General features: G+C 68.7%; 22 protein-coding genes. 7 read left to right on the top strand and 15 right to left on the bottom strand.

Features of this window, described 5'->3' with window-relative positions:
- Positions 1 to 3: 3 nt before the first annotated feature.
- The 6 genes from phnE (ACQ5SP_RS12100) to ACQ5SP_RS12075 form a co-directional block, all read right to left on the bottom strand.
- Positions 4 to 1,350 (bottom strand): phosphonate ABC transporter, permease protein PhnE, encoded by a 1,347-nt coding sequence (phnE, locus tag ACQ5SP_RS12100; RefSeq protein ID WP_430938635.1) that lies wholly within the window; start codon positions 1,348 to 1,350, stop codon positions 4 to 6.
- Positions 1,351 to 1,352: 2 nt separating this feature from the next.
- Positions 1,353 to 2,219, bottom strand: coding sequence for a phosphonate ABC transporter, permease protein PhnE (gene phnE, locus ACQ5SP_RS12095; protein WP_430938634.1), 867 nt, complete (start codon positions 2,217 to 2,219; stop codon positions 1,353 to 1,355).
- 71 nt (positions 2,220 to 2,290) lie between these two features.
- A complete protein-coding gene (phnD, locus tag ACQ5SP_RS12090) occupies positions 2,291 to 3,205 on the bottom strand; it encodes a phosphonate ABC transporter substrate-binding protein (RefSeq protein ID WP_430938633.1) in 915 nt (304 codons plus the stop codon).
- 47 nt (positions 3,206 to 3,252) lie between these two features.
- On the bottom strand, positions 3,253 to 4,080 hold the full coding sequence (phnC, locus tag ACQ5SP_RS12085; protein ID WP_430938632.1) for a phosphonate ABC transporter ATP-binding protein: 828 nt from the start codon (positions 4,078 to 4,080) through the stop codon (positions 3,253 to 3,255).
- Between the two features lie 119 nt (positions 4,081 to 4,199).
- The gene (locus tag ACQ5SP_RS12080) at positions 4,200 to 5,288 is read right to left on the bottom strand and encodes a glycosyltransferase family 2 protein (RefSeq protein WP_430938631.1); all 1,089 of its coding nucleotides are present in this window, start codon (positions 5,286 to 5,288) and stop codon (positions 4,200 to 4,202) included.
- Positions 5,289 to 5,384: 96 nt separating this feature from the next.
- Positions 5,385 to 6,218: a fumarylacetoacetate hydrolase family protein gene (locus ACQ5SP_RS12075; protein ID WP_430938630.1), complete on the bottom strand. Its 834-nt coding sequence runs from the start codon at positions 6,216 to 6,218 to the stop codon at positions 5,385 to 5,387.
- 117 nt (positions 6,219 to 6,335) lie between these two features.
- Here ACQ5SP_RS12075 and ACQ5SP_RS12070 point away from each other — a divergent pair, with 117 nt between their 5' ends.
- Positions 6,336 to 7,337: a ligase-associated DNA damage response exonuclease gene (locus tag ACQ5SP_RS12070; RefSeq protein ID WP_430938629.1), complete on the top strand. Its 1,002-nt coding sequence runs from the start codon at positions 6,336 to 6,338 to the stop codon at positions 7,335 to 7,337.
- Positions 7,334 to 8,935: an ATP-dependent DNA ligase gene (locus ACQ5SP_RS12065; protein WP_430938628.1), complete on the top strand. Its 1,602-nt coding sequence runs from the start codon at positions 7,334 to 7,336 to the stop codon at positions 8,933 to 8,935. The genes ACQ5SP_RS12070 and ACQ5SP_RS12065 overlap by 4 nt, the downstream gene beginning before the upstream one ends.
- A gap of 37 nt (positions 8,936 to 8,972) precedes the next feature.
- On the opposite strand, the gene hppD is transcribed toward ACQ5SP_RS12065, so the two are convergent.
- Positions 8,973 to 10,079 carry a 4-hydroxyphenylpyruvate dioxygenase gene (hppD, locus tag ACQ5SP_RS12060; protein ID WP_430938627.1) on the bottom strand — a complete coding sequence of 369 codons (1,107 nt, stop codon included), beginning with the start codon at positions 10,077 to 10,079 and terminating at the stop codon, positions 8,973 to 8,975.
- Between the two features lie 139 nt (positions 10,080 to 10,218).
- Here hppD and ACQ5SP_RS12055 point away from each other — a divergent pair, with 139 nt between their 5' ends.
- Positions 10,219 to 10,674, top strand: a complete 456-nt coding sequence (locus tag ACQ5SP_RS12055) for an Lrp/AsnC family transcriptional regulator (protein ID WP_430938626.1) — start codon at positions 10,219 to 10,221, stop codon at positions 10,672 to 10,674.
- Between the two features lie 10 nt (positions 10,675 to 10,684).
- Positions 10,685 to 12,583 carry a monovalent cation:proton antiporter-2 (CPA2) family protein gene (locus tag ACQ5SP_RS12050; protein WP_430938625.1) on the top strand — a complete coding sequence of 633 codons (1,899 nt, stop codon included), beginning with the start codon at positions 10,685 to 10,687 and terminating at the stop codon, positions 12,581 to 12,583.
- A 109-nt stretch (positions 12,584 to 12,692) separates the two neighbouring features.
- On the opposite strand, the gene ACQ5SP_RS12045 is transcribed toward ACQ5SP_RS12050, so the two are convergent.
- From ACQ5SP_RS12045 to ACQ5SP_RS12025, 5 genes are all read right to left on the bottom strand, one after another.
- Positions 12,693 to 13,205: a CarD family transcriptional regulator gene (locus ACQ5SP_RS12045; protein ID WP_430938624.1), complete on the bottom strand. Its 513-nt coding sequence runs from the start codon at positions 13,203 to 13,205 to the stop codon at positions 12,693 to 12,695.
- Positions 13,206 to 13,510: 305 nt separating this feature from the next.
- Complete coding sequence (fdxA, locus tag ACQ5SP_RS12040) at positions 13,511 to 13,849, bottom strand: ferredoxin FdxA (protein WP_430938623.1); 339 nt, start codon at positions 13,847 to 13,849, stop codon at positions 13,511 to 13,513.
- A 72-nt stretch (positions 13,850 to 13,921) separates the two neighbouring features.
- Positions 13,922 to 14,299, bottom strand: a complete 378-nt coding sequence (locus ACQ5SP_RS12035; RefSeq protein WP_430938622.1) for an RNA-binding S4 domain-containing protein — start codon at positions 14,297 to 14,299, stop codon at positions 13,922 to 13,924.
- A 6-nt stretch (positions 14,300 to 14,305) separates the two neighbouring features.
- Entirely contained in the window at positions 14,306 to 17,116 is a 2,811-nt protein-coding gene (locus ACQ5SP_RS12030) for a helicase-related protein (protein WP_430938621.1), read from the bottom strand.
- Between the two features lie 23 nt (positions 17,117 to 17,139).
- A complete protein-coding gene (locus ACQ5SP_RS12025; protein ID WP_430938620.1) occupies positions 17,140 to 17,700 on the bottom strand; it encodes a tetratricopeptide repeat protein in 561 nt (186 codons plus the stop codon).
- A 77-nt stretch (positions 17,701 to 17,777) separates the two neighbouring features.
- Here ACQ5SP_RS12025 and ACQ5SP_RS12020 point away from each other — a divergent pair, with 77 nt between their 5' ends.
- Positions 17,778 to 18,065 carry an SCP2 sterol-binding domain-containing protein gene (locus ACQ5SP_RS12020; protein WP_430938619.1) on the top strand — a complete coding sequence of 96 codons (288 nt, stop codon included), beginning with the start codon at positions 17,778 to 17,780 and terminating at the stop codon, positions 18,063 to 18,065.
- A 3-nt stretch (positions 18,066 to 18,068) separates the two neighbouring features.
- Positions 18,069 to 19,001, top strand: coding sequence for an alpha/beta fold hydrolase (locus ACQ5SP_RS12015; RefSeq protein WP_430938618.1), 933 nt, complete (start codon positions 18,069 to 18,071; stop codon positions 18,999 to 19,001).
- Here the strand turns inward: ACQ5SP_RS12015 and hisN are convergent.
- Entirely contained in the window at positions 18,998 to 19,807 is an 810-nt protein-coding gene (gene hisN, locus ACQ5SP_RS12010) for a histidinol-phosphatase (RefSeq protein ID WP_430938617.1), read from the bottom strand. The genes ACQ5SP_RS12015 and hisN overlap by 4 nt on opposite strands.
- A gap of 75 nt (positions 19,808 to 19,882) precedes the next feature.
- The gene (locus tag ACQ5SP_RS12005; protein WP_430938616.1) at positions 19,883 to 20,272 is read right to left on the bottom strand and encodes a helix-turn-helix domain-containing protein; all 390 of its coding nucleotides are present in this window, start codon (positions 20,270 to 20,272) and stop codon (positions 19,883 to 19,885) included.
- Positions 20,273 to 20,596: 324 nt separating this feature from the next.
- On the opposite strand from ACQ5SP_RS12005, the gene ACQ5SP_RS12000 reads away from it, so the two are divergent.
- Entirely contained in the window at positions 20,597 to 21,556 is a 960-nt protein-coding gene (locus ACQ5SP_RS12000; RefSeq protein WP_430938615.1) for an NADPH:quinone oxidoreductase family protein, read from the top strand.
- Positions 21,557 to 21,569: 13 nt separating this feature from the next.
- Here the strand turns inward: ACQ5SP_RS12000 and ACQ5SP_RS11995 are convergent, their stop codons facing one another.
- A complete protein-coding gene (locus ACQ5SP_RS11995) occupies positions 21,570 to 22,424 on the bottom strand; it encodes a LysR family transcriptional regulator (protein WP_430938614.1) in 855 nt (284 codons plus the stop codon).
- Positions 22,425 to 22,445 lie beyond the last annotated feature (21 nt).

Here is a 22,445-nt window from a genome sequence, read left to right as displayed (position 1 = left end):
TTCTCAGTGCCCGCCGTCGCTGCCCTTGATCACCCGGCGCCGGATCCAGCCCGAAATCGTGTCCATCAGGATGACCATCAGCACGATCAGGACGATGTAATACGACACCTCTTCCCAGTCCTTCTGGGTGATGATCGCCTGCGTCAGCAAGAGCCCGATCCCGCCGCCCACGATGGCGCCGATCACGGTGGCCGAACGCGTATTCGACTCGAGATAATACAGGATCTGGCTCAGCAGCACCGGCATGATCTGCGGGATGACGCCGAAACGGTAGCGCTGCATCGGCTTCGCCCCGGTGGAGCGCACGCCCTCGATCTGCTTGTCGTCGACATTCTCGAGCGCCTCGGAGAAGAGCTTGCCGAAGCTGCCCGAGTCGGTGATCAGGATCGCCAGCGCGCCGGTGAGCGGCCCCGGCCCGAAGGCCCGGCTGAGGATGATCGTCCAGATCAGCCCGTCCACCCCGCGCACGAAGTCGAAGACCCGGCGCACACCGAACCGGATGCTTGCGAAGGAGGTGAAGTTCTTGGCCGCGAGAAAGGCCAGCGGCAGGGCCACCAGGGCCGCCCCCATGGTGCCGAGGAACGCCATGAGCATCGTCTCGAACAGCGCCCAGAGCACGTCGCCGTGCCGCCACATCTTGTTCGTCCAGACGTCGCTGACCATGGCCGCGATGTTGCTCTGCCCCTCGACGAGACGGTCGGAGGAGACCGCCAGCGCGGCCAGTTCACCCAGCGACTTGCCGTAGAACGGGCTGTCGAGGGTGAACCAGAACAGCTCCCAGCCGAAGGAATAGCGATAAACCTCGGTCCGGGCCTTGGTGACGATCATCCGTCCCGCCTCGGTGGTGACCGTCACCCGCGAGGACGAGGCGCTGATCCAGTCCGGCACCTCCTCGGTCGGCAGCTGCATGTCGATGGCGCGGCGGCTGGCGGTCAGGCTGACCTCGCCGTAGCCCGGCACGGTGAAGACGCTGGTCTCGCCGTCGATCCGCGCCTGGTGGCCGCCGGGCAAGGCGACACGGGCGCTGTCGGCGCCGGTCATCTCGAGCCAGTCCGGGGTCATGCCCTCGGGATAGGTGCCCTTGGCCTCGCCCTCGACCGCGACGGTGATGCCGCCGGTGCGGTTGTCGCGGGTGACATGGGTCTTGTAGCTATAGGCGTCCGAGACGAGGATCGCGGCGTTATCCATCCGCGCCCGCTCTGCCAGGCCGGGAATGTCGAAGGCGAAGAAGACATAGACGAAATAGGCCAGGATCAGCCCGGGCAGCCCGAAACTCAGCAGCCGTTTCCGGGCGAAGAGCGCCTCGACCCCGGCGCGGCGGTCGGCAGCCCCGATATCCGTCGTCGCCATGCTCAGGCCCTCCCGATCAGCTTGTTGCGGTAATGGCTCGACAGCTGGTCGAAAAAGACGATCGACAGGAACAGCAGGATGAAGATCGCGGCGACCTCGTCGTAGCGGCCCTGCCCCCAGCTGAAGGCGTTCTTGAGGTCGTAGCCGATGCCGCCCGACCCGACGAAGCCGAGAATGGCCGAGGCACGGATGTTGATCTCGAAGCGCAGCAGCCCGTAGCTGAGATAGTTCGGCGCGACCTGCGGGATGACGCCCAGCCACATGCGCTGCGTCCAGTTGGCGCCGACCGAGTGCAGCCCCTCGACCGGTTGAAGCGAGGCGTTCTCGTTGACCTCGGAGAAGAGCTTGCCCAGCGCGCCGGCCGTGTGAAAGGCGATGGCGATCATGGCCGGCACCGGTCCGCCGCCCAGGATGAAGATCAGGACCAGCGCGATGACGATCTCGGGAATGGCGCGCATGATGTCCATGATCCGGCGGAACAGCCCGACGAGCCGCGGCCAGCGCGCCAGCCCGCGGGTCGAGAGCAGCGACAGCACGACCGCCGCCATCGCCCCGATCAGCGTCGAGGCCGCCGCGATGTTGAGCGTCTCGATCAGCGAGGGCAGGAATTTCCACATCAGCCCCGGCAGGTTGGCCGCGTTCTCCGCGGCCTCGGCCACGACCTCGGACGGGAACTGGAAGATATTGCTGATGCCGTCCCAGAACCCGCCGGCGTTGCGTCCGTCGGCCAGCCGGAAGCCCGAGACCATCAGCACCACGAAGATGGCCAGGATGATGCCGCCATACATGCGCTTGCGGCGCGTCATCGCCATGTAGGCGTCGCGGATGTCCTCTGCGCCGCGCCCGGCGCCTGCGGTGATATCGGCCATGGTGTACTGGGGTCCCCGGATATGGCGGGACCGGGCCCGCCAGGGGCCCGGTCCCAGGTGCGGTCAGCCGCTTACATCTTCGACTTGCGCGCCTCGATGATCGAGATGTAGGCGTCATGGTTGATCGGCATCATGCCCAGCGCCTCACCGGCCATGAAGTTGTAGGCGCAGTCGGCGTCCATGTAGGGCAGCGAGGCCATCAGCGCGGTCATGTCCACCTTGACGCGCTCGGGCAGGTCCTTGCGCAGGACGATCGGGCCTTCCGGGATCGGGGCGGACTTCCAGATCTGCACGAGCTCGTTCATGTCGACGAGGCCGGCGTCGGACGCCTTGCGCAGCGCGCCCGAGTTGTAGCCGTCTTCCCAGGCGCCGAGGCCGTCGGCCCAGGTAACGCCGCCGTCGACGTCGCCATTGGCGACCGCGACGATGGTCTGCTCGTGACCGCCGGTGAACCTGACCTCGCCGAAGTAGTCACCCGATTCCATCGAGGCGCCGGTTTCCTGCGGGATCTCGATCGACGGGATCAGGTAGCCGCTGGTGGAGTTCGGGTCACCGAAGCCGAAGGTCTTGCCTTCCATGTCCGCGAGCGAGGCGATGCCCGAGTCCTTGCGGGCGAAGCCGATGGAGTGGTAGCCGTAGGAGCCGTCCACGTTGACCTTCACCAGCACCGGCTCGACCGCTTCGGGGTCGGTCAGCCAGGTCTTGGCATAGGACGAGGCGCCCAGCCAGGCCATGTCGATGGTGCCGCCGAGCAGGCCCTGGATCACGCCGTCATAGTCGGCCGGGGTAAAGAGCTTGGTCGGCACGCCGAGCAGCTCCTCGGTCTTGGCGCGGAAGCACTCGTTCGACGTCATGCGGTCCTGGGCGTTCTCGCCGCCGAGGATGCCGATGCGGAATTCCTCGATCCCCATGCCGCCGTGGTCGTCGGCGAAGGCGGGGGTCACGAGCGCGGTGGTGGTCAGTGCAGCAGCGATCAGTTTCTTCATGTTCGGTCTCCGGTCTGGTGGTCCCGCGGCGGCCCGCGGGGTTGGGGTCAGACAGTCGCCGCGGCCGCGGCTGCGGGACTGCCGGGGGTCCGGTCGAGCGCCTCGACGCTGGTCGAGGTCGCCTCTTCCGAGAAATCGGCGTCGGCGCCGTAGATGTCGCGCGCGACGCCCGTGGTCAGTTGGTCGGCCCGGCCATCGAACACGATCCGCCCGTCCCGCATCCCGATCACCCGGTCGCAGTAGCGCCGCGCGGTATCGAGCGTGTGGAGGTTGCAGATCACCATGCGGCCGTCCTCCTCGTGGATGCGGCGCAGGCTGTCCATCACGATCTGGGCGTTCATGGGGTCGAGGCTGGCGATGGGCTCGTCCGCCAGGATGATGTTCGGATCCTGCATCAGCGCCCGCGCGATGGCGACGCGCTGCTGCTGTCCGCCCGACAGCGCCTCGGCCCGCTTGGCCGCGTGTTCGGCGATGCCGAGCCGGTCGAGGATGTCGATGGCGCGATGAATGTCGGAACGCGGGAAGACGTTGAACATCGTGGCCAGCGTCGAGCGCTTGTTGAGCTGGCCGAAAACGACGTTGGACACCACGTCCAGTCGCGGGACCAGGTTGAACTGCTGGAAGATCATGGCGCAGTCGGACTGCCAGGCGCGCTTGGCCGCCCCGTCCAGCGTCAGGACGTTGCGCCCCTCGAAGTGGATCTCGCCCGCCGTCGCGTCGGTCAGGCGGTTCATCATCCGCAGAAGCGTCGACTTGCCGGCGCCGGACCGCCCGATGATGCCGACCATCTGGCTGGACTCCACGTCGAAGCTGACATTGTCCACCGCCGTGTTGCGGCCGAAGGTCTTCACCAGACCCTTGACGCTGAAAAGCATGTAATCCCCCGCATGTCGGTTGCCCGCACTTCTAGAGACGGGGATTGACGCGTCTGTGACAGTTCGGATTCAGTTTTGTGACGCGCGATCGGCCGGGCTGCGCGGGGGGTGCACGCCGGTCATGTCCCGGCACCGTCGTCCCGGACGGCCGCCGTCATGGCGGCCAGAACCCGGTGCGCCGCCGCCGCGGACAGGGTGGCGCTGCCACCGGCCAGCAGGAGCCGGCCGAACAGCCGGGCCTCGTCCGGGCGGCGCATCAGGGTGCGAAACCGCGCCCGGTGCCAGGCGACGCCGGCGGCGTGCAGGTCGGCCAGCCCCGGCAGCGCCCGCAACCGGGCGGCTTCCGCGGCCGTGGCCGGGGCCATGCGGGCGATGCTGTCGTCGCGCACGCTGTTGAAGTTGCGTTCGACCCAGTAATCGAGGTCGACCGCGCGCCCGCGATGGTTGGGCAGACCCCGGTCGCGCTTGATCATGAAGCTCTCGGCCGCGCGGACGGCGTAATGGTTGAGCTGCACCAGCCCCGTGCCCGTGGGCAGACCCCAGAGATGGATGCGCCCCTGCGCCGCGGCCAGGCCCGGCGGCAGCGCCCGGCCGCCCCCGTCGACCCAGCGCCGCGCCTCGGGCGCCGTCGCCGCGCGCGGACGATGTACGCCGAGGCCGTCGAAGCGACACGCGCGAAACAGTGTCTTGAAGAAACTCGCCGGCAGCGGGTAGGGGCACGGGTCCGGCGCGGCGGAAAGGAACTGCCCGGTCACCGGCGCATCGGTGAACGCCACGCGCCCGTCATGGCCGAAAAGCCGCCAGCGCAGCGCGATCGCGTCGGCCGGCCCGGCGGCGGCGATCAGTTCGGGGATCGTGGCCAGCGGCGCGCGCAGGTTCAGGAACTCGTCGCAGTCGAGCACGGCGATCCAGTCCGCGGCCCGTCGCAGCGGATGGTCCGACGCATCCGCCAGGGCCTGCCACTGCACCGAGCGCTCGCCCGCGGCGAGCCGGGGGCGGTGGACCACGACGCCCTCCCGGTCGAGCCGGTCGAGCATCCGATCGGTGCCGTCCGCGCAATCGTTGGAATAGACGAGGAAATCGGTGACGCCCGCGGCGCGATGATGGGCGATCCACTCCAGCAGGAACGGCGCCTCGTTGCGCATGGTCGTGACGATCAGGACGCGCATCGCGGCCCCGGGCCCGTCCGGTATCTGCGGATCACTCATTACGCGTTACACATGGACCAGCCGCCCGTCACATTCCCGGCCGGTCCAGACTGGGCCGCCGGGGTTAAGCCCGGGCGAACGCGCCCGGGATCTCGTTCAGTCCGCCACGACCTCCTGGCGCTGCACGCCCAGCCCGTCGGCGCCCAGCTCGACCACGTCCCCGGGCCTGAGGAACCGCTTGGGGTCCATCCCCATGCCGACGCCCGGCGGCGTGCCGGTGGCGATGATATCACCCGGTGCGAGGGTCATGAAATCGCTCAGATAGGCGATGATCTGGGCTACGGTGAAGATCATCCTGGCGCTGTTGCCGCTCTGCATCCGCTGGCCGTTCAGGTCGAGCCAGAGATCGACCGCCTGCGGGTCACCCAGCTCGTCTGGCGTCACCAGCCAGGGGCCGACCGGGCCGAAACTGTCGCAGGACTTGCCCTTGGTCCACTGGCCCGCCCGCTCGATCTGGAAGGCCCGTTCCGACACGTCGTTGACCGCGCAATAGCCGGCCACGTGATCCAGCGCCTCGGCCTCGGAGATGTATTTCGCCGGCTTGCCGATCACCACGCCCAGCTCCACCTCCCAGTCGGTCTTGACCGACCCCTTCGGCAGGCGCAGGGGATCGTTCGGCCCGCAGATCGCCGAGGTCGCCTTCATGAAGAGGATGGGTTCGGACGGCGGCTCCATCCCCGCCTCGGCGGCATGGTCGGAATAGTTGAGACCGATGCACATGAACTTGCCGACCCCCGCGACACAGGGACCGATCCGCGGCGTCCCCTCGACCGCCGGCCGATCCTCGACCGCGACGTCGAGCGCATCGAGCCGGCCGAGCACGTCGCCAGACAGGTCCGGGATCACCCCCGAGAGATCGCGGATCCGCCCCTCGCGGTCCAAGACGCCGGGCTTCTCCGCCCCCGCCTCGCCATAGCGCAGGTATTTCATCGTCTCCTCCTGTCTTGCTTGGCCGCGATTGAAGCAGAGCCCGCGACCGGGCGAAAGCCCGAAACCGCGGTTTGGCCCCGCCCCGGCCGGGCCTATGTTTGCCCTGAGGAGAGACATATGCTGGCCTTTACCGAGCGGGGCATCTACTGCCCGGCAGGCGATTTCCACATCGACCCCTGGCGCCCCGTGGACCGGGCGCTGATCACCCATGCCCATGCCGACCACGCGCGGCCGGGCCATGGCCGCTATCTCTGCACCGAGGGCAGCGCGCCGGTGCTGCGCCACCGGCTGGGCGACGTCGCCCTCGACACCCTCGGCTACGGCGCACCGCTCGATATCAACGGGATCACCGTCTCCTTCCACCCAGCGGGGCATGTGCCGGGTTCGGCGCAGATCCGTCTCGAACACCGGGGCGAGGTCTGGGTCGTCTCGGGCGACTACAAACCCGAGGATGACGGGCTCAGCACGCCCTTCGCGCCGCTGCGCTGCCATGCCTTCATCAGCGAGTGCACCTTCGGGCTGCCGGTCTTCACCTGGCGTCCGCAGGCCGAGGTCGTCGCCGAGATCGAGGCCTGGTGGCGCGCGACCGCCGCCGAGGGCCGGGTCGCGGTCCTGGGGGCCTACGCGCTTGGCAAGGCGCAGCGGGTGCTTGCCAATATCGATGCCGGGATCGGGCCCATCCTGACCCATGGCGCGGTGGAGAATACCAACGCGCTCCTGCGCGCACAGGGACTCGCCCTGCCCGAGACCGCGCCGGTGACCGACGCGATGACGCGCAAGGATTTCGCCGGCGCGCTGGTGATCGCGCCGCCCGGCGCGCTCGGCTCGGCGTGGATGCGGCGGATGGGGCCGGCCTCGACCGGGATGGTCTCGGGCTGGATGGCGCTGCGGGGCGTGCGCCGCCGGCGCGCCGCGGACCGGGGCTTCGTGCTCAGCGATCACGCCGACTGGGCCGGCCTCAACGCCGCGATCGCGGCCACGGGGGCCGAACGGGTCTACGTCACGCACGGCTACACCGCGATCTACGCGCGCTGGCTGGCGGAACAGGGCTACGACGCGCGGATCGTCGAGACCGAGTTCACCGGCGAAGAGATCGACAGCGGCGAGGCCGAGGCATGAGGGCCTTCGCCGACCTGTTCACGCGGCTCGACCAGACGACGCGCACCACGGCCAAGGTCGGGGCGCTGGCGGCCTATTTCGAGACCGCGCCGGACTCGGACCGGCTCTGGACCATCGCGCTCTTGTCCGGGCGGCGGCCGCGACGCGGGGTGACCACGACCCTTCTGCGCCAATGGGCGGCGCAAGCGGCGGGCATTCCGCTCTGGCTCTTCGAGGAAAGCTACCCCATCGTGGGGGATCTCGCCGAAACCATCGCGCTCGTGCTGCCCCCGCCCACGCGCCGCAGCGATGCCGGGCTCACCGCGTGGATTGCGTATCTCTCCGAGTTGCGCGGGATGGACGAGGCGGCCCGCCGCGCCCATGTGCTGGATGCCTGGGACCGGCTCGAGACGACCGAGCGCTTCGTCTTCAACAAGCTGCTGACCGGTGGGTTCCGCATGGGCGTGAGCCAGAAACTGATGACCCGCGCGCTGGCCCGCGCCACCGGCATCGAGGAAGCGGAACTCGCCCACCGGCTGATGGGCGACTGGACCCCCGACACCACCAGCTTCCACGCGCTGATCCACGCGGCAGACCCGGCCGCGGCGCTGTCGCGGCCCTATCCCTTCTACCTTGCCTACCCGCTCGAGGACGCGCCCGAGCGGCTCGGCGATCCCGGCGACTGGTTCGCCGACTGGAAATGGGACGGCATCCGCGGCCAGCTGATCCGGCGCGGCGGCGCACATTTCCTGTGGTCCCGCGGCGAGGAGTTGATCACCGACCGCTTTCCCGAGTTCGCCGAGACCCGCGACCGGCTGCCCGACGGCACGGTGCTCGACGGCGAGATCCTGCCCTGGAAGGGCGACCGCCCCCTGCCCTTCCAGGCGCTTCAGACCCGGATCGGGCGCAAGACCGTGACCAGGGCCCAAATGACCAAGGCGCCGGCGGTGATGCTGGCCTACGACCTGCTGGAGCGGGACGGCATCGACCTGCGCGACCGCCCCTTCGCCGAACGGCGCGCGGCGCTGGAGGCGCTGCTGGCGGGCCTGCCCGGCGGCGGCCCGGTTCGGCTGGCCCCGGAGCTGCCTTTCGCGGACTGGGCCGCGCTGGCCGGGACCCGCGCGACCGCCCGCGACCGCGGCGCGGAGGGCGTGATGCTGAAGCATCGCGCGGGCCTCTACGGCGCGGGCCGCCGGAAGGGCGACTGGTGGAAATGGAAGCTCGACCCGCTGACGCTGGACGTGGTGATGATCTACGCCCAGTCCGGCCACGGGCGGCGCGCGAACCTGTTCACCGACTTCACCTTCGCCGTCCGCGACGGCGACGCGCTGGTGCCGGTGACCAAGGCCTATTCCGGCCTGACCGATGCCGAGTTCCGCGAGATCACGCGCTGGGTGCGGCGCAACACCACGGAACGGTTCGGCCCGGTGCGCCAGGTCCGCCCGGACCTGGTCTTCGAGATCGCCTTCGAAGGGATACAGGAAAGCCCGCGTCACAAATCGGGCGTCGCGCTGCGCTTTCCGCGCATGGCGCGCTGGCGGCGCGACAAGCCGGTGGCCGAGATCGACACGCTCGAGACCGTGCGCGAGTTGCTGCGGTTCTACGGCGCGGGCGGCTGACGGCGCGCGCCCGTGGGCACGCGCCGCCGGGCCGCGATCATTCCGCGGCGGTGTCGGTCTTGAGCACGCCGCGCGCGATCTGGTCCTGTTCGATCGACTCGAAGAGCGCCTTGAAGTTGCCCTCGCCGAACCCGTCGTCGCCCTTGCGCTGGATGAACTCGAAGAAGATCGGCCCGATCACCGTCTTCGAGAAGATCTGCAGGAGGATCCGGGTCTCGCCGCCGCCGACGACGCCTTCGCCGTCGATCAGGATGCCGTGCTTCTTCATCTTGTCGAGCGGCTCTTCGTGGCCCGTCACGCGGTCATGGCTCATCTCGTAATAGGTGTCCGGCGGCGCCGGCATGAACTTCAGCCCGCGTTCCGCGATGGCGTCGGTGGCGGAATAGATGTCCTCGGTGCCGACGGCGATGTGCTGGATGCCCTCGCCGTTGTAGCGCTTGAGGTATTCCACGATCTGCCCGGTCTCGCCGCGATCCTCGTTGATCGGGATGCGGATCTTGCCGTCGGGCGAGGTCAGCGCCCGGCTGAAGAGCCCGGTGAACTTGCCCTCGATGTCGAAGAAGCGGATCTCCTTGAAATTGAAGATATCGCGGTAAAAGCCGAACCACTTGTCCATGTTGCCCTTATGGACGTTGTGGGTCAGGTGATCGAGGTAGTAGAAGCCGACGCCGGCCGGGTGGGCATTGTCGACCCAGTCGAACTCGGCGTTGTAGGGGTTCGCCTCGTAATACTTGTCGATGAAGTAGATCAGGCTGCCGCCGATCCCCTTGATCGCGGGCACGTCCATGACCTTGCCCGCGCCCTCGTAGGGCTCGGCGCCGTTGTCGACGGCATGGCGGAAGGCATGATCGGCATCGACCACGCGCCAGCCCATCGACGGCGCACAGGGGCCGTGTTCCTCGATGAAGGCGGCGGCATGGGTTCCGGGCTCCGCGTTCAGGACGTAGGTGATATCGCCCTGCTGCCACAGCTCGACAGCTTTGGTCTTGTGCGTGGCGGTGTGCTTGTAGCCCATCTTCGTGAAGAGATCCCGCAGCTGCTGCGGATCGGGATGGGCGAATTCGACGAATTCGAAGCCGTCGGTACCGGCCGGGTTTTCCCCGGTGATGGTCGCCTTGGGGGCGTCGTGCGGGAACGGTCCCATGGGTGTCCTCCTGTTTGCGCGTTCAATTTGGACAATGCCGCAGGCGCCAACGGAAATTTGCGCGTTTTCGGGCCTGAAACCCTAGTCGGACGCGCGGATTTCGCGTAGGTTTTACGTAATTCGCGGATTCAATGCACGCATGCTGGACGAGATCGACTCACGGCTCCTGCGCGCGCTCCAGAAGGACGCGCATCTCACCGCCCAGGAACTGGGCGAGGTGCTGAACCTGTCGTCGAGCCAGGCCGGACGCCGGCGCCAGCGGCTCGAGGCCGAGGGATACATCACCGGCTACACCGCCCGGCTCGACCCGCCGAAGGTCGGCCTGGCCGTGCAGGCCTTCGTGCAGGTCTCGATGGCGACCCACGCGCCGGACGCGGCGCGCGCCTTCACCCGGCTCTGTGACACGCGCCCCGAGATCGTCAGCGCCTGGACGCTCACCGGCGAGGCGGATTACCTGCTGCGGGTGTTCTGCACCGACCTGGGGGCCCTCAACCGCCTGATCCACGAGGTGCTGCTGCCGCACGAGGCGGTGGCCCGCGTCCAGAGCCAGATCGTGATGGACCAGATGAAACCCGACTCTCCCCTGCCCACCTGAAGGAGTCCAAATGGAAGGTTTTCTCCACCAGGCCACGATCTTCCTTGCCGCCGCGGTGATCGCGGTGCCGCTGGCCAAGCGTTTTGGGCTGGGCTCGGTGCTGGGTTACCTGATCGCGGGCGTCATCATCGGCCCGGTGATCGGGCTTGTGGGCTCCGAGATGACGGATATCCGCCATTTCGCGGAATTCGGCGTGGTGCTGATGCTGTTCATCGTCGGGTTGGAAATGGACCCCATGAGCCTGTGGAACATGCGCCACCGGCTGATCGGCCTGGGCGGGCTGCAGATCGGCGTGACCACGGGGCTCGTGGCCTGGGGCGCGTCGATGCTGGGCCTGCCATGGCAGACGGCGGTCGCGACCGGGCTGGTCTTCGCGCTGTCCTCCACCGCGATCGTGATCCAGACCCTGACCGAAAAGGGTCTGATGCACACCGTGGGCGGGCGGTCGACCTTCTCGGTGCTGCTGACCCAGGATATCGCCGTGATCCCGATGCTGGCGCTGGCGCCGCTGCTCGCGCTGCCGGAGCTGGCGGGCGGGGGCTATCACGGGGCGGAAGACGCGCACGGGCATGGCAGCCAGATGTCGCTGGTCGAGGGCCTGCCGGGCTGGGGCGTGACGCTGGTCACCCTCGGCGCGGTCGGCGCGGTGATCGCGGCCGGGCACTTCCTGACACGTCCGCTGTTCCACTTCGTCGCCGCCGCGCGGCTGCGCGAGATGTTCACCGCGGTCGCGCTGCTGATCGTGCTGGGCATCGCCTTCCTGATGACGCTGGTCGGCCTGTCGCCGGCCCTGGGGACGTTCCTGGCCGGCGTGGTGCTGGCCAATTCGGAGTTTCGCCACGAACTCGAGTCGGACATCGAGCCCTTCAAGGGCCTGTTGCTGGGGCTCTTCTTCATCTCGGTCGGCGCCAGCATCGATTTCGCCGTGCTGTTCGGCGACGTCTTCACCATCGTCGGGCTGACGCTCGGCATGATGGCGCTGAAGCTCGCGGTGCTGCTGGTGCTGGCGGTGCTGTTCAAGCTGCGCGGCAAGGACCGATGGCTGTTCACGCTCGGGCTCGCCCAGGCGGGGGAGTTCGGCTTCGTGCTGATCAGCTTCATGAGCCAGCAGGCCGTGCTGCCGGACGCGCTGTCCCAGCGGCTCTTGCTGATCGTCGCGCTGTCCATGCTGCTGACGCCGCTGCTCTTCATCCTGTCGGACCAGCTGGGGCGTATCCTGCGCGAGGATCGCGCCGAGCGCCCGCCCGACGAGATCGACGAGCACGGCCCGATCATCATCGCCGGGATCGGCCGCTTCGGGCAGGTGGTGAACCGCATGGTCAGCGCCAGCGGCTTCAAGGCGACGGTGCTCGATCACGACATTCACACGATCGAGTTGATGCGGCGGTTCGGGTTCAAGGGCTTCTTCGGCGACCCGACCCGGCCGGAACTGCTGCACGCCGCCGGGCTCGAGAACGCCAAGGTGCTGGTGGTGGCGCTCGACGATCCCAAGGCGGCGCTGCGGCTGGTGGAATATGCCCGGCGCGAGCGCCCGGACCTGCATATCGTGGCCCGCGCCAAGGACCGGGTGCATACCTATCAACTCTACCGTGCCGGCGCCAACGACATCGTGCGCGAGATGTTCGACAGCTCGCTCCGGGCCGGGCGCTACGTTCTGCAGGGCATGGGTGTCCAGGAGGAAGAGGCGCACCAGCGGCTCCGCGCCTTCTTCAGGATGGACCGCCATATCCTGCGCGAGCTGGCGCAGCTCTGGAAGCCGGACGTGCCGATTTCGGAAAACGAGGCCTATCTGGAACGCGCCCGTGAATTGAACCGCGAGCTCGAGACCGAACTGATGAGCGACTTCCAGGACACCGAGGGGGCGGAGGGCGACGAGTCCCCCGGCGAGGGCAGCGCCTATCGCGGCTGAGCCCGGCCCGGGGCCGCGCCCGGTTCCGGGAAATGCGCCCGGCGGCCGCGCATGAAAAGGCCGCGATCCCTGGGATCGCGGCCGGTTTTCCGGGTCTGTCTCGGGCGGTTCAGGCCGCGCGCGAGACCAGCACGTCGTCCACGCGCTGCTGCGCCTTGACCTCGTCGATGCCGCTGACGGCGGCCACTTCGCGGGTCAGCCGTTCGAGCGCGGCCTCGTAGAGCTGGCGTTCGGAATAGGACTGTTCGCGCTGCTCGTCGGTGCGATGCAGGTCGCGCACCACCTCGGCGATGGAAATCAGGTCGCCGGAATTGATCTTCTGTTCGTATTCCTGCGCGCGACGGGACCACATGGCGCGCTTGACCTTGGCGCGTCCCTTCAAGGTATCGAGCGCCTTGGACACGACGTCCGGCGTCGACAGGCTGCGCATGCCGATTTCGGTGGCGCGGTTCGTGGGCACGCGGAGCGTCATCTTGTCCTTCTCGAAGGAGATGACGAACAGCTCCATTTTCATGCCGGCGATCTCCTGCTCCTCGATGGACATGATCTGGCCGACACCATGGGCGGGGTACACGACGTAATCGTTGGGACGAAATTCAGCGGTCTTCTTGCTCTTGCTCATATGGTCCAGTTCCCGGTCAGGGCTCCCACGCAGTCAGCGAAGGGGAGCCTGTGGCCGCGGCGGCGGTCCAGCACATCCTTCGCTTGGCGATGATAAAGCCATCCCGCAGGTTCGCGTTCTGCGGATGGCGGCAGCGTCCTAGTTTATCTGTAACGCAAATATAACAAAAACACGCCGCATTTTCCAGTGCCGCGGCGCCGCGAAGGCGGTAATGCCTTTGTTTTCAGGCCATTGGGCGTGCAGCCGCGGCCTGATCTACCGTGTTTTTCGGCCCGGCGCCGCGCTGCGGCGCCCGAATCGGCCGTTCAGCCCCCCTCGCCGGGGTTCTCGCTGAAGTATTTCTCCAGCTTGCCTTCTTCGCCGTCATGCTTCTCGGCGTCCGGCAGGGGATCCTTCTTGGTGATGATCACCGGCCACATCTCGGAATACTTGCGGTTGAACTCGACCCATTTCTCCATCTCCGGCTCGGTGTCGGGACGGATCGCGTCGGCCGGGCATTCCGGCTCGCAGACGCCGCAATCGATGCACTCGTCGGGATGGATCACCAGCATGGTCTCGCCCTCGTAGAAGCAGTCCACGGGGCAAACCTCGACGCAGTCGGTGTATTTGCAGGCGATGCAGTTGTCGTTGACGATATAGGTCATGGGTGGCCGTTCTTCAGGTGTTGGCCCGGCCCCCGCCGGGCAGTTACCAGCTACCTATTCCGGTTGTGCGGGTCAATCAAGCGCGCGCGGGCGAATTCGATCGATCTCGCGACGCTCTTTCTTGGTCGGGCGTCCCTTGCGATCGCCGCCCGCGGCAGGCGCCGGGGTCGTCTCTTCCGGCGGGGTCAGGTCCTCGTAAAGCGCCGCGGCCTCGGTCGCCGGGCCGCGCCGCTCTCCCAGCGCCAGAACGCGGACGACACGGATCCGCCGGCCCTGGGGAAAGGTCAGGATATCCCCGGGCCCGACCTGGGCGCTCGCCTTGGCGAGCCGGTCGGAATTGGCGCGCACCCGTCCCGAGGCCACCGTTTTCGCGGCCAGGCCGCGGGTCTTGAAAAACCGCGCCTGCCAGAGCCACTTGTCCACGCGCAGGGTCGGACGCGACGCGGCCAAACCGGATCAGGACTTGTCCTTGAGCGCCGCCAGCGCCGCGAAGGGATTATCCGGGTCGATCGGCTTGTCCTTCTTCGGCTTCGGCTTGGCCGTGAAGGACTGCGGCCCCTTCTGTTGCGGCTTGCGGCCCTTGCCCCTGGGCTTCTGGCCCTGGCGCGGCTTGCCGCCGCCGTCCCGGCGCTTCGGCGCCCAGGTGAAGGTGTAGAAGACCTCGACCTCCGGCTCGGCGGGCGTCTCGGGCGCCGCGGCGTCGGCGGCGTCCGCGGCCGCGGTATCGTCGGATGGCGCGGGCGCGTCGGTGACGGCCGTCGGCGCTTCCTCCGCGGTCTCCGCCGCGGCGGCCGACCCGGCGTCGGCGGCGGGTGCATCGGCGGGCGCGTCCGTTTCCGGGGCCGGCGACGCGGCACCGGCTGCCGGGGCCTCTGGCTGCGCCGGGCGCTCCTTCGGCCGCTCGCCCTTCTCGGCCTTGAAGCCGAGACCTTCCATCAGATCGGCGAACTGTTCCAGCGTCATGCCGGTGATCGACAGCATGTCGGCCGTAGCCTCGAAGCCGGCACGGCTGTTTTCAGGGCGCAGCAGGTCCGCGAGCCGTTCGAGCATGTCTATGCGGATCGCGCGCGCGCCGGCGAGCCGGTAGCCTGCCATCGGGTAATAGTCGGCGGGCGCACCGGGGACCGCAGGCACCGTGACCAGCCCCGGCGGTGGTGCGGACGGGAAATCGTCGATCCCCTGGGACAGCGACCAGAGCACGAGCCGCAGCCGCGTCGGCGCGGGTTTCAGCAGCAGCGGCATGAAGACCGTGTACTGACCGAAGCGGACCCCGTGTTTGCGCAAGGCGCCGCGCATGTCCTGGTCCAGCGCCTTGACCTCGCCGGAGACGCGCTCACGCGGGATGACGCCGAAGGACTCGACCATCCGGAAGGCGAAACCGCGTGCGAGCCCGGCCATCTCCTCGTCGCGCTTCATGTTGAGGAGCGGCTCGAAGAGCGTGGCGATCTTGCGATCGATGAAATGCTGCAGCCGGCGGCGCACCTTCTCGGCGACGTCCGGGCCGGCCTCGTCGTCGACGAAGGCGACGGCGCGGGGCGCCAGCGGGTCGTCGCCCGCTGCGAGTTTGCCGATGGCATGTTCGCCCCACATCAGGCCGCCCTGTTCGGTGAAGTCGAACTCGGTGTCCGGGGCGTTGTAGAAGCGATCCGCACGCAGGTTGAATTCCGGCTGCAGCGCCTGGATCGACGCCGCGCGCAGCGTCTTGGCCTCGTCGGCGCTCGCGCTTTGGTCCTGGCGGAACCGGAACCCCTCGAGGCGGCCGACGAACTGTCCCTCGACCGTCACCTCGCCCTTGTCGTTCACCTCTGCCACAAGGCTCTCCTTTTGCTTCAACCGGCGCATCAGCACGCTGGTGCGCCGGTCGACGAATCTCTGGGTCAGGCGCGCGTGGAGCGCGTCGGACAGGCGGTCTTCTACCGCGCGGGTTTCCCCGCGCCAATGGTTTTCGTCCGAGACCCAGCCGCTGCGCTGGGTCACGAAGGTCCATGTTCGGATATATGCCAGACGTTTCGACAATGTGTCGATATCGCCGTCGGTCCGGTCGATGCGGCGAATCTGCCCGGCGAGCCAGTCGTCGGGAACCGCGCCGCCGTCATGCAGGAACCCGAAGAGCCGGGCGAGAAGCGTGGCATGCTCACCCGCGGAGATGTTGCGGAAATCCGGCACCTGGCAGACCTCCCACAGCAGCCGCACGTCCCGCGGCCCCGACAGCCGCGGCGCGACATCGGGGTGATCGGTCAACGCCTTCAGCGCGGCGAGATCGTCGGCCTCGCGGGTGCGGGTCAGCATGGGGTCGTCGCTGTTCTGCTCGAGCGACGCGACGAGCCTGTCGGTCGACCCGAAATCGAGGGCCGCGCTGCGCCACTGAAGCCGGCGGAGCGGCGTGAAGCGGTGGCTCTCGATCGCGTCGACCACCGGCTGGTCCAGCGCCGCCGCCTCGCCCGTCACGCCGAAGGTGCCCGCGTTCATGTGCCGCCCCGCGCGCCCGGCGATCTGCGCCAGTTCGTTCGGCGCGAGATGGCGCATGCGGCGGCCGTCGAATTTCTCGAGCCCGGAAAAGGCCACGTGGTCGATATCGAGGTTGAGCCCCATGCCGATGGCATCGGTCGCGACGAGGTAATCCACGTCCCCGTTCTGGTAGAGCGCCACCTGCGCGTTCCGGGTGCGGGGGCTGAGCGCCCCCATCACCACCGCGGCGCCGCCCTTCTGGCGGCGGATCAACTCGGCGATGGCATAGACGTTTTCCACCGAGAAGCCGACGATGGCCGACCGCGGCTTCATCCGGCTGATCTTCTTGGGCCCCGCGTAGGAGAGCGTCGAGAAGCGCTCGCGCCGCATGAATTCGGCCTCGGGCACCAGCGCGGCGATGGTCGGGCGCATGGTGTCGGCGCCGAGGAAGACCGTTTCGAGCTGCCCGCGCGCGCGAAGCAGCCGGTCGGTGAACACGTGGCCGCGCTCGGGATCGGCACAAAGCTGGATCTCGTCCACCGCCAGGAAATCGGCACCGATGCCGGTCGGCATGGCCTCGACGGTGCAAACCCAGTACTGGGTGCGTTCGGGCACGATGCGTTCCTCGCCGGTCACCAGCGCCACGACCGACGGGCCCCGAATCGCGACGATGCGATCGTAGACCTCGCGCGCCAGCAGGCGCAGCGGCAGGCCGATCACGCCGGTGCGATGGCCCAGCATCCGCTCGATCGCGTAGTGGGTCTTGCCTGTGTTGGTGGGGCCCAGGACCGCGGTGATCCTGGCGTTGCTCGGGCCCATGGTGCCGCGCCCCCTGCGCCGCCTCAGAGTGTCCGGCCGAGAACCTTGCGCTCCAGCCGCTTCAGGGCCTCATTTAGGTTGGGACGATGCGGATGTATAGAGACCGCGGCCCGGAAGGCGCCGAGCGCGATCTCGTCTTCGCCCAGTTCTTCCATGATGATGCCCAGCCCCGACAGGGCCCCGAAATGGCGCGGGTTGAGCGCCAGGGTGCGCTTGATGTCCTCGATCGCGAGCCCGTAACGTTCCTTCTGGAACAGAACCGTGGCGCGGGTGTTCCAGCCCTCGGCGAAATCCGGGGCGTGATCGGTCAGGGCGGTCAGGTGCTCGAGCGCCGTGTCGAAGTCGCCGGCTTCCATGGCCTCGGTCCCGCGCTGCAGAAGCAGGTCCATCGCCGACGAGCCCGATCGGGACCAGTGGCGAATGATCTCGTCCTCTACGGATTGCCAGTCCTCGAGATCGGGCGAGGCCAGCGTCTCGAAGAGCGGATCGAGCTCTTCGGTCTGGGCGGCGGCGGCCGGCGGCAGCAGGACGAGCCCGGCGGCCAGCAGGATTGCCGCGACGACAAGATTGGCAATGCGGCGCATTCGTTTCATAACGTCATAGAGTGTAGCGCCCGCCGCGAGAAATGCGACCCGGGTCACGAGGATTTTGGAGGACGGAGATGAGCAAGGTGATCGAGACCGCGAAGGCCGCCCTGGAAGAGCGCCTGGGCGACGGCTTCGATGGCAGCGTGAAATTCGAGATCGCGGACGAGGGGGCGCTGATCATCGACCAGGACGGCGTCCGCGAGGGCAGCGGCGAGGCTGACTGCACGCTCAGCGCCGATGCCGAGACCTTCGAGGCGATTCTCGACGGCGAGCTGAACCCGACCACCGCCTTCATGAGCGGCAAGCTGTCGGTCGACGGGGACATGGGCACCGCCATGCGCCTCGGCAGCCTGCTCGGCTAGGCGATGGACCCGGCGCCGCTGCACGAGGCGGTCGCCGACGCCCCCCCGGGCGGCGCGGCCTACTGGCTGCGCACCGAGGACGGTGTGCAGATCCGCGCGGGGTTCTGGCCCGACGGCCCGCGCGGCACGGTGCTGATCTTCCCGGGGCGCACGGAGTTCATCGAGAAATACGGCCGCGCGGCGGGTGCGCTCGGCGCGCTCGGCTTCGCGACGGCCACGGTCGACTGGCGCGGACAGGGGATGGCCGACCGTCTCATCGACGACCCGGGCCCGGGGCACGTGCACCGTTTCAGGGACTACCAGCGCGACGTGCGGGCCCTGGTGCGCGCCGCCGAGGCCGCCGGCCTGCCGAAACCCTGGTACCTGCTCGCCCATTCCATGGGCGGGTGCATCGGGCTCCGGGCGCTGCGCGAGGGCCTCGCGGTGGACCGCGCGGCCTTCACCGGGCCGATGTGGGGCATCGAGATCGCGCCGCCGATGCGCCCCGTCGCCTGGGCGGTCAGCGGGCTGAGCCGGCCGCTCGGGCTGAGCGACCGGCTGGTGCCCGGCACCGAGGCGCGGAACTACGTGTTCTCCAGCGCCTTCGAGGGCAATACCCTGACCTCGGACCGCGAGATGTGGGACTACATGCGCGCGCAGATGGCGGCGCATCCGGACATGGTGATCGGGGGGCCGACGCTGCACTGGCTCAACGAGGCGCTGCGCGAGGTGGCGATCATGGCCCGCCTGCCCGCGCCGGCGGTGCCGGCGCTCACCTGGATCGGCAGCGACGAGAAGATCGTCAGCATCCCGGCCGTCCGGCGGCGGATGGCAAGCTGGCCCGGCGGCCGGCTGGAGACCCTGGCCGGCGGACAGCACGAGGTGCTGATGGAAACGCCCGCGATCCGGCGGCGTATCTTCGCTGCGCTCGACGCGTTTTTCGGAACGGGCGGCTAGGCTCCGGCGCGCGACAACACCGCGAGCGCGGCGGCGTGGATCGCGGGGTTCGCGGCCGCGAGCACCCTGCCCCCCTGATGCGCCGGCCCGCCCTGCCAGTCCGTCACCAGGCCGCCCGCGGCCTCGATCACGGCGATCGGCGCGTGGATATCGTAGGGTTGCAGACCGGCCTCGACCACGAGGTCCACCTGACCCAGCGCGAGCAGCGCGTAGGCGTAGCAGTCGATCCCGTAGCGGGTCAGGCGCACCCGGCCGGCCAGGTCGTGGAAGGCGTGTGCCTCGGCGGCGCTGCCGATCTCGGGAAAGGTGGTGAAGAGCGTGGCCCGCGACAGCTCGGTGGTCGCGCGCGTCGCAAGGGGGTGGCGGCCCTGCGGGCCGTTCGTCCAGGCCTCGCCGAGCCCGCCCGCGAAGCGCTCGCCGATAAAGGGCTGGTCGATCACGCCGTAGAGCGGCCCGTCCACCCCGCTCAGCGCGACCAGGACACCCCAGGTCGGCGTGCCGCTGATGAAGGCGCGCGTGCCGTCGATCGGGTCCAGAACCCAGGTCAGGCCGCTGTCGCCCCCGGAGGCTCCGAACTCCTCGCCAAGGATGCCGTCACGCGGCCGGTGTTCGGCCAGCAGCGCGCGCATGCGCGACTCGGCCTCGCGGTCGGCGGCGGTCACCGGGTCGAAGCCGCTGGCATGCTTGTTGTCGGCCTCCAGCGCGGCGCTGCGAAAATGGCGCAGGGTCTCTGGCCGGGCCGCGTCGGCCAGGGCGTGGGCGGTGGCGATCACCGCCGCGCGTTCGGTTTCATCGAAAGGATTCATCGCGGACCCGCCGGCATGCCTGGGCTCGTCCCCCCAATTCCATGACCCGGCGGGGCCGTCAACTCTCGGTGGCGCTCAGGCGACGTCGCTGAGCACGCGCGCCAGGTCGAACAGCCGGCGCCGCTGGTTTTCCGGGATCGCGTAATAGGAACGGACCAGTTCCAGCGCCTCCTTGTCGGCAAGGAGATCCCCCTGCTGGCCGCCGGCCGCGGGTTTCGAGATTTCCGCCGTGCCGGCCTCGGCCTCTTCGCCGAGCCCTTCGAAGAAGAAGCTGACGGGCACCTCGAGCGCATGCGCGATATCCCAGAGGCGCGAGGCGCTGACCCGGTTCATCCCGGTCTCGTATTTCTGGATCTGCTGGAACTTGATGCCGACGCGCTCGGCGAGCTGCTGCTGGGTCATCCCGACCATCCAGCGCCGGTGCCGAATACGCTTGCCGACATGTACGTCCACGGGGTGCTTCATGCGATATCCTCCACCTTTGGCCCTGCCTGCGCCCGAGTGACTGCGCGAGAGCGGCGAAAGCCCGGTTGTGCTTGTTTTTCGTTCGTCATGGCAGACTCCGCCAACTTGCCAGATACGCCCCGAGACGGACGCGCACGGGGCACCACGTTACGCAACTTGCATAAATCGCAGGATGCCCGGGAAAATGCAACGTATACTGATCAAATGGTAAACGCTTTGCCCGCATAAAGCGAGGCCTATCCGGCGCGGCTGTCCCCGGGCGGCGCTTGGCCCGGCCGCGGGCACGGGATAGGCTCGGCGCGAAACGACGGAGACGACGAAGACATGCAGGTTTTCCTGGCAAGCGACCATGCCGTGCCGCCCGCGCTGGCGGACCGCCCCGCACCGCGCCCGGGCCCCGGCGAGGTGCTGGTCCGGATCGCCGCCTGCGGGCTGAACTTCGCCGATCTTCTGATGATCGAGGGGCGCTACCAGGACACGCCGCCGCTGCCCTTCGTGCCGGGCATGGAGATCGCCGGCACGGTCGAGGCGCAGGGCGACGGGGTCGATCGGCCCGCCATCGGCACGCGGGTCGCGGTCTTCTCGGGCCAGGGCGGGCTGGCAGAGATGGGCTGCTTCCCGGCCGCGCGCTGCGTTCCCCTGCCCGACCCCATGCCCTTCGAAGACGCCGCCGCCTTCCAGGTGGCCTATGGGACCGGCCACGTGGCGCTTGCGCACCGGGCCCGCCTGGCGGCGGGCGAAACGCTGCTGGTGCTGGGGGCCGCCGGCGGCGTGGGGCTGACGGCGGTGGAGCTTGGCAAGCTGATGGGCGCGCGCGTCATCGCCGTGGCGCGGGGCGCCGAGAAGCTGAAGGTCGCCGCCAAGGCCGGCGCCGATCACCTGATCGACAGCGACCGCGACGACATCCGCGCGGCGGTCAAGGCGCTGGGGGGCGCCGACGTGGTCTACGACCCGGTCGGCGGGGACCAGTTCAAGGCCGCGCTCCGGGCCTGCAACCCCGAGGCACGGCTCATTCCCATGGGCTTCGCCAGCGGTGACGTGCCGCAGATCCCGGCCAATATCCTGCTGGTCAAGAACCTGACGGTGATCGGGCTCTACTGGGGCGGCTACCTGAGATTCCGCCCCGACGTCCTGACCGAAAGCCTGGCGGAGCTCATGGGCTGGTATGCCGAGGGAAAGCTGCGCCCCCATGTGAGCCATGTCCTGCCGCTCGCCCGTGCGGGCGAGGCGCTGGAGTTGCTGCGCGCGCGGAAATCCACCGGCAAGGTCGTCGTGGCGCCCTGAGCCGCCCGGCGGCTCAGCCCTGGGTGTAGGCCTGGCGCACCATGCCCGCCAGCGCCTGGCGCAGCCCCTCGCCGCGCAGGCCGCCGCCATAGAGGTTGATCCGTGTCTGGCCGAGGTCGGGCAGCGCGCCGCCATGCTCGATCACCTCGATATAGGGCGGCGTCGTTCCCGCCACGCCCGCATGGACCGCCAGGTCGGCGGTCACGCTTGCCTCGACGGACCGGCTCCGGTCCGATTCGACGGCCATTTCCCAGGGGATGCCCGCGGCATCGAGCGACGCCTCGGCGGTGCGGCGGAAGATGCAGCCATGCTCGAAGGCCAGCCGAAGCGGCCGCGCCTTCCAGGCGACGCCCTCCGGCGCACCCATCCAGACGAGCGGCCGGCGGTCCAGCGTTTCGCCGCCGCTGTCGCAGCCTTCCTCGGTGGTCAGGATCACGTCGCATTCGCCGCGCCCGAACATGTCTTTCAGACGCCGCGTGTAGGACGAGATCAGGTGCACCTTGACGCGCGGGTACTCGGCCGCGAAGCGCTGCAGGACCCGCGGGATGTAGGGATAGACGATGTCGTCCGGCACGCCGAGCACCATCTCGCCCTCGAACTCGTGATGGGTCAGGCGCGCATAGGCCTCGTCGTTCAGGTCAAGGATGCGCTTGCCGTAGCTGAGCAGCTGTTCGCCCGCCGCGGTCAGCGCGATCCGCCGCGCGCTGCGGTCGAGCAGCTTCTGATCGAGGGCCTCTTCCAGCCGCTTGAGCTGCATCGAGACCGCCGATTGCGTCAGGTTGAGAAAGCTCGCGGCCCGGGTCACGCCGCCTGCCTCGGCGACGGTGACGAAAGAGCGGAGCGAGGTCATGTCGAGATTGCGCGCCATATCACGAATCCTGATGAATGG

This window comes from Rhodovulum sp. YNF3179, assembly GCF_050586465.1.
In the GTDB taxonomy this organism is placed as follows: Bacteria; Pseudomonadota; Alphaproteobacteria; order Rhodobacterales; family Rhodobacteraceae; genus CAJXYS01.
The sequence above is the reverse complement of the archived record's forward strand: the minus strand, read 5'-3'. Positions and strand labels throughout refer to the sequence as shown.

Coding starts and splice junctions, on each gene's coding strand:
- phnE (WP_430938635.1), bottom strand. CDS start 1,350: ATGGCGACGACGGATATCGGGGCTGCCGACCGCCGCGCCGGGGTCGAG.
- phnE (WP_430938634.1), bottom strand. CDS start 2,219: ATGGCCGATATCACCGCAGGCGCCGGGCGCGGCGCAGAGGACATCCGC.
- phnD (WP_430938633.1), bottom strand. CDS start 3,205: ATGAAGAAACTGATCGCTGCTGCACTGACCACCACCGCGCTCGTGACC.
- phnC (WP_430938632.1), bottom strand. CDS start 4,080: ATGCTTTTCAGCGTCAAGGGTCTGGTGAAGACCTTCGGCCGCAACACG.
- ACQ5SP_RS12080 (WP_430938631.1), bottom strand. CDS start 5,288: ATGAGTGATCCGCAGATACCGGACGGGCCCGGGGCCGCGATGCGCGTC.
- ACQ5SP_RS12075 (WP_430938630.1), bottom strand. CDS start 6,218: ATGAAATACCTGCGCTATGGCGAGGCGGGGGCGGAGAAGCCCGGCGTC.
- ACQ5SP_RS12070 (WP_430938629.1), top strand. CDS start 6,336: ATGCTGGCCTTTACCGAGCGGGGCATCTACTGCCCGGCAGGCGATTTC.
- ACQ5SP_RS12065 (WP_430938628.1), top strand. CDS start 7,334: ATGAGGGCCTTCGCCGACCTGTTCACGCGGCTCGACCAGACGACGCGC.
- hppD (WP_430938627.1), bottom strand. CDS start 10,079: ATGGGACCGTTCCCGCACGACGCCCCCAAGGCGACCATCACCGGGGAA.
- ACQ5SP_RS12055 (WP_430938626.1), top strand. CDS start 10,219: ATGCTGGACGAGATCGACTCACGGCTCCTGCGCGCGCTCCAGAAGGAC.
- ACQ5SP_RS12050 (WP_430938625.1), top strand. CDS start 10,685: ATGGAAGGTTTTCTCCACCAGGCCACGATCTTCCTTGCCGCCGCGGTG.
- ACQ5SP_RS12045 (WP_430938624.1), bottom strand. CDS start 13,205: ATGAGCAAGAGCAAGAAGACCGCTGAATTTCGTCCCAACGATTACGTC.
- fdxA (WP_430938623.1), bottom strand. CDS start 13,849: ATGACCTATATCGTCAACGACAACTGCATCGCCTGCAAATACACCGAC.
- ACQ5SP_RS12030 (WP_430938621.1), bottom strand. CDS start 17,116: ATGGGCCCGAGCAACGCCAGGATCACCGCGGTCCTGGGCCCCACCAAC.
- ACQ5SP_RS12025 (WP_430938620.1), bottom strand. CDS start 17,700: ATGCGCCGCATTGCCAATCTTGTCGTCGCGGCAATCCTGCTGGCCGCC.
- ACQ5SP_RS12020 (WP_430938619.1), top strand. CDS start 17,778: ATGAGCAAGGTGATCGAGACCGCGAAGGCCGCCCTGGAAGAGCGCCTG.
- ACQ5SP_RS12015 (WP_430938618.1), top strand. CDS start 18,069: ATGGACCCGGCGCCGCTGCACGAGGCGGTCGCCGACGCCCCCCCGGGC.
- hisN (WP_430938617.1), bottom strand. CDS start 19,807: ATGAATCCTTTCGATGAAACCGAACGCGCGGCGGTGATCGCCACCGCC.
- ACQ5SP_RS12005 (WP_430938616.1), bottom strand. CDS start 20,272: ATGAAGCACCCCGTGGACGTACATGTCGGCAAGCGTATTCGGCACCGG.
- ACQ5SP_RS12000 (WP_430938615.1), top strand. CDS start 20,597: ATGCAGGTTTTCCTGGCAAGCGACCATGCCGTGCCGCCCGCGCTGGCG.
- ACQ5SP_RS11995 (WP_430938614.1), bottom strand. CDS start 22,424: ATGGCGCGCAATCTCGACATGACCTCGCTCCGCTCTTTCGTCACCGTC.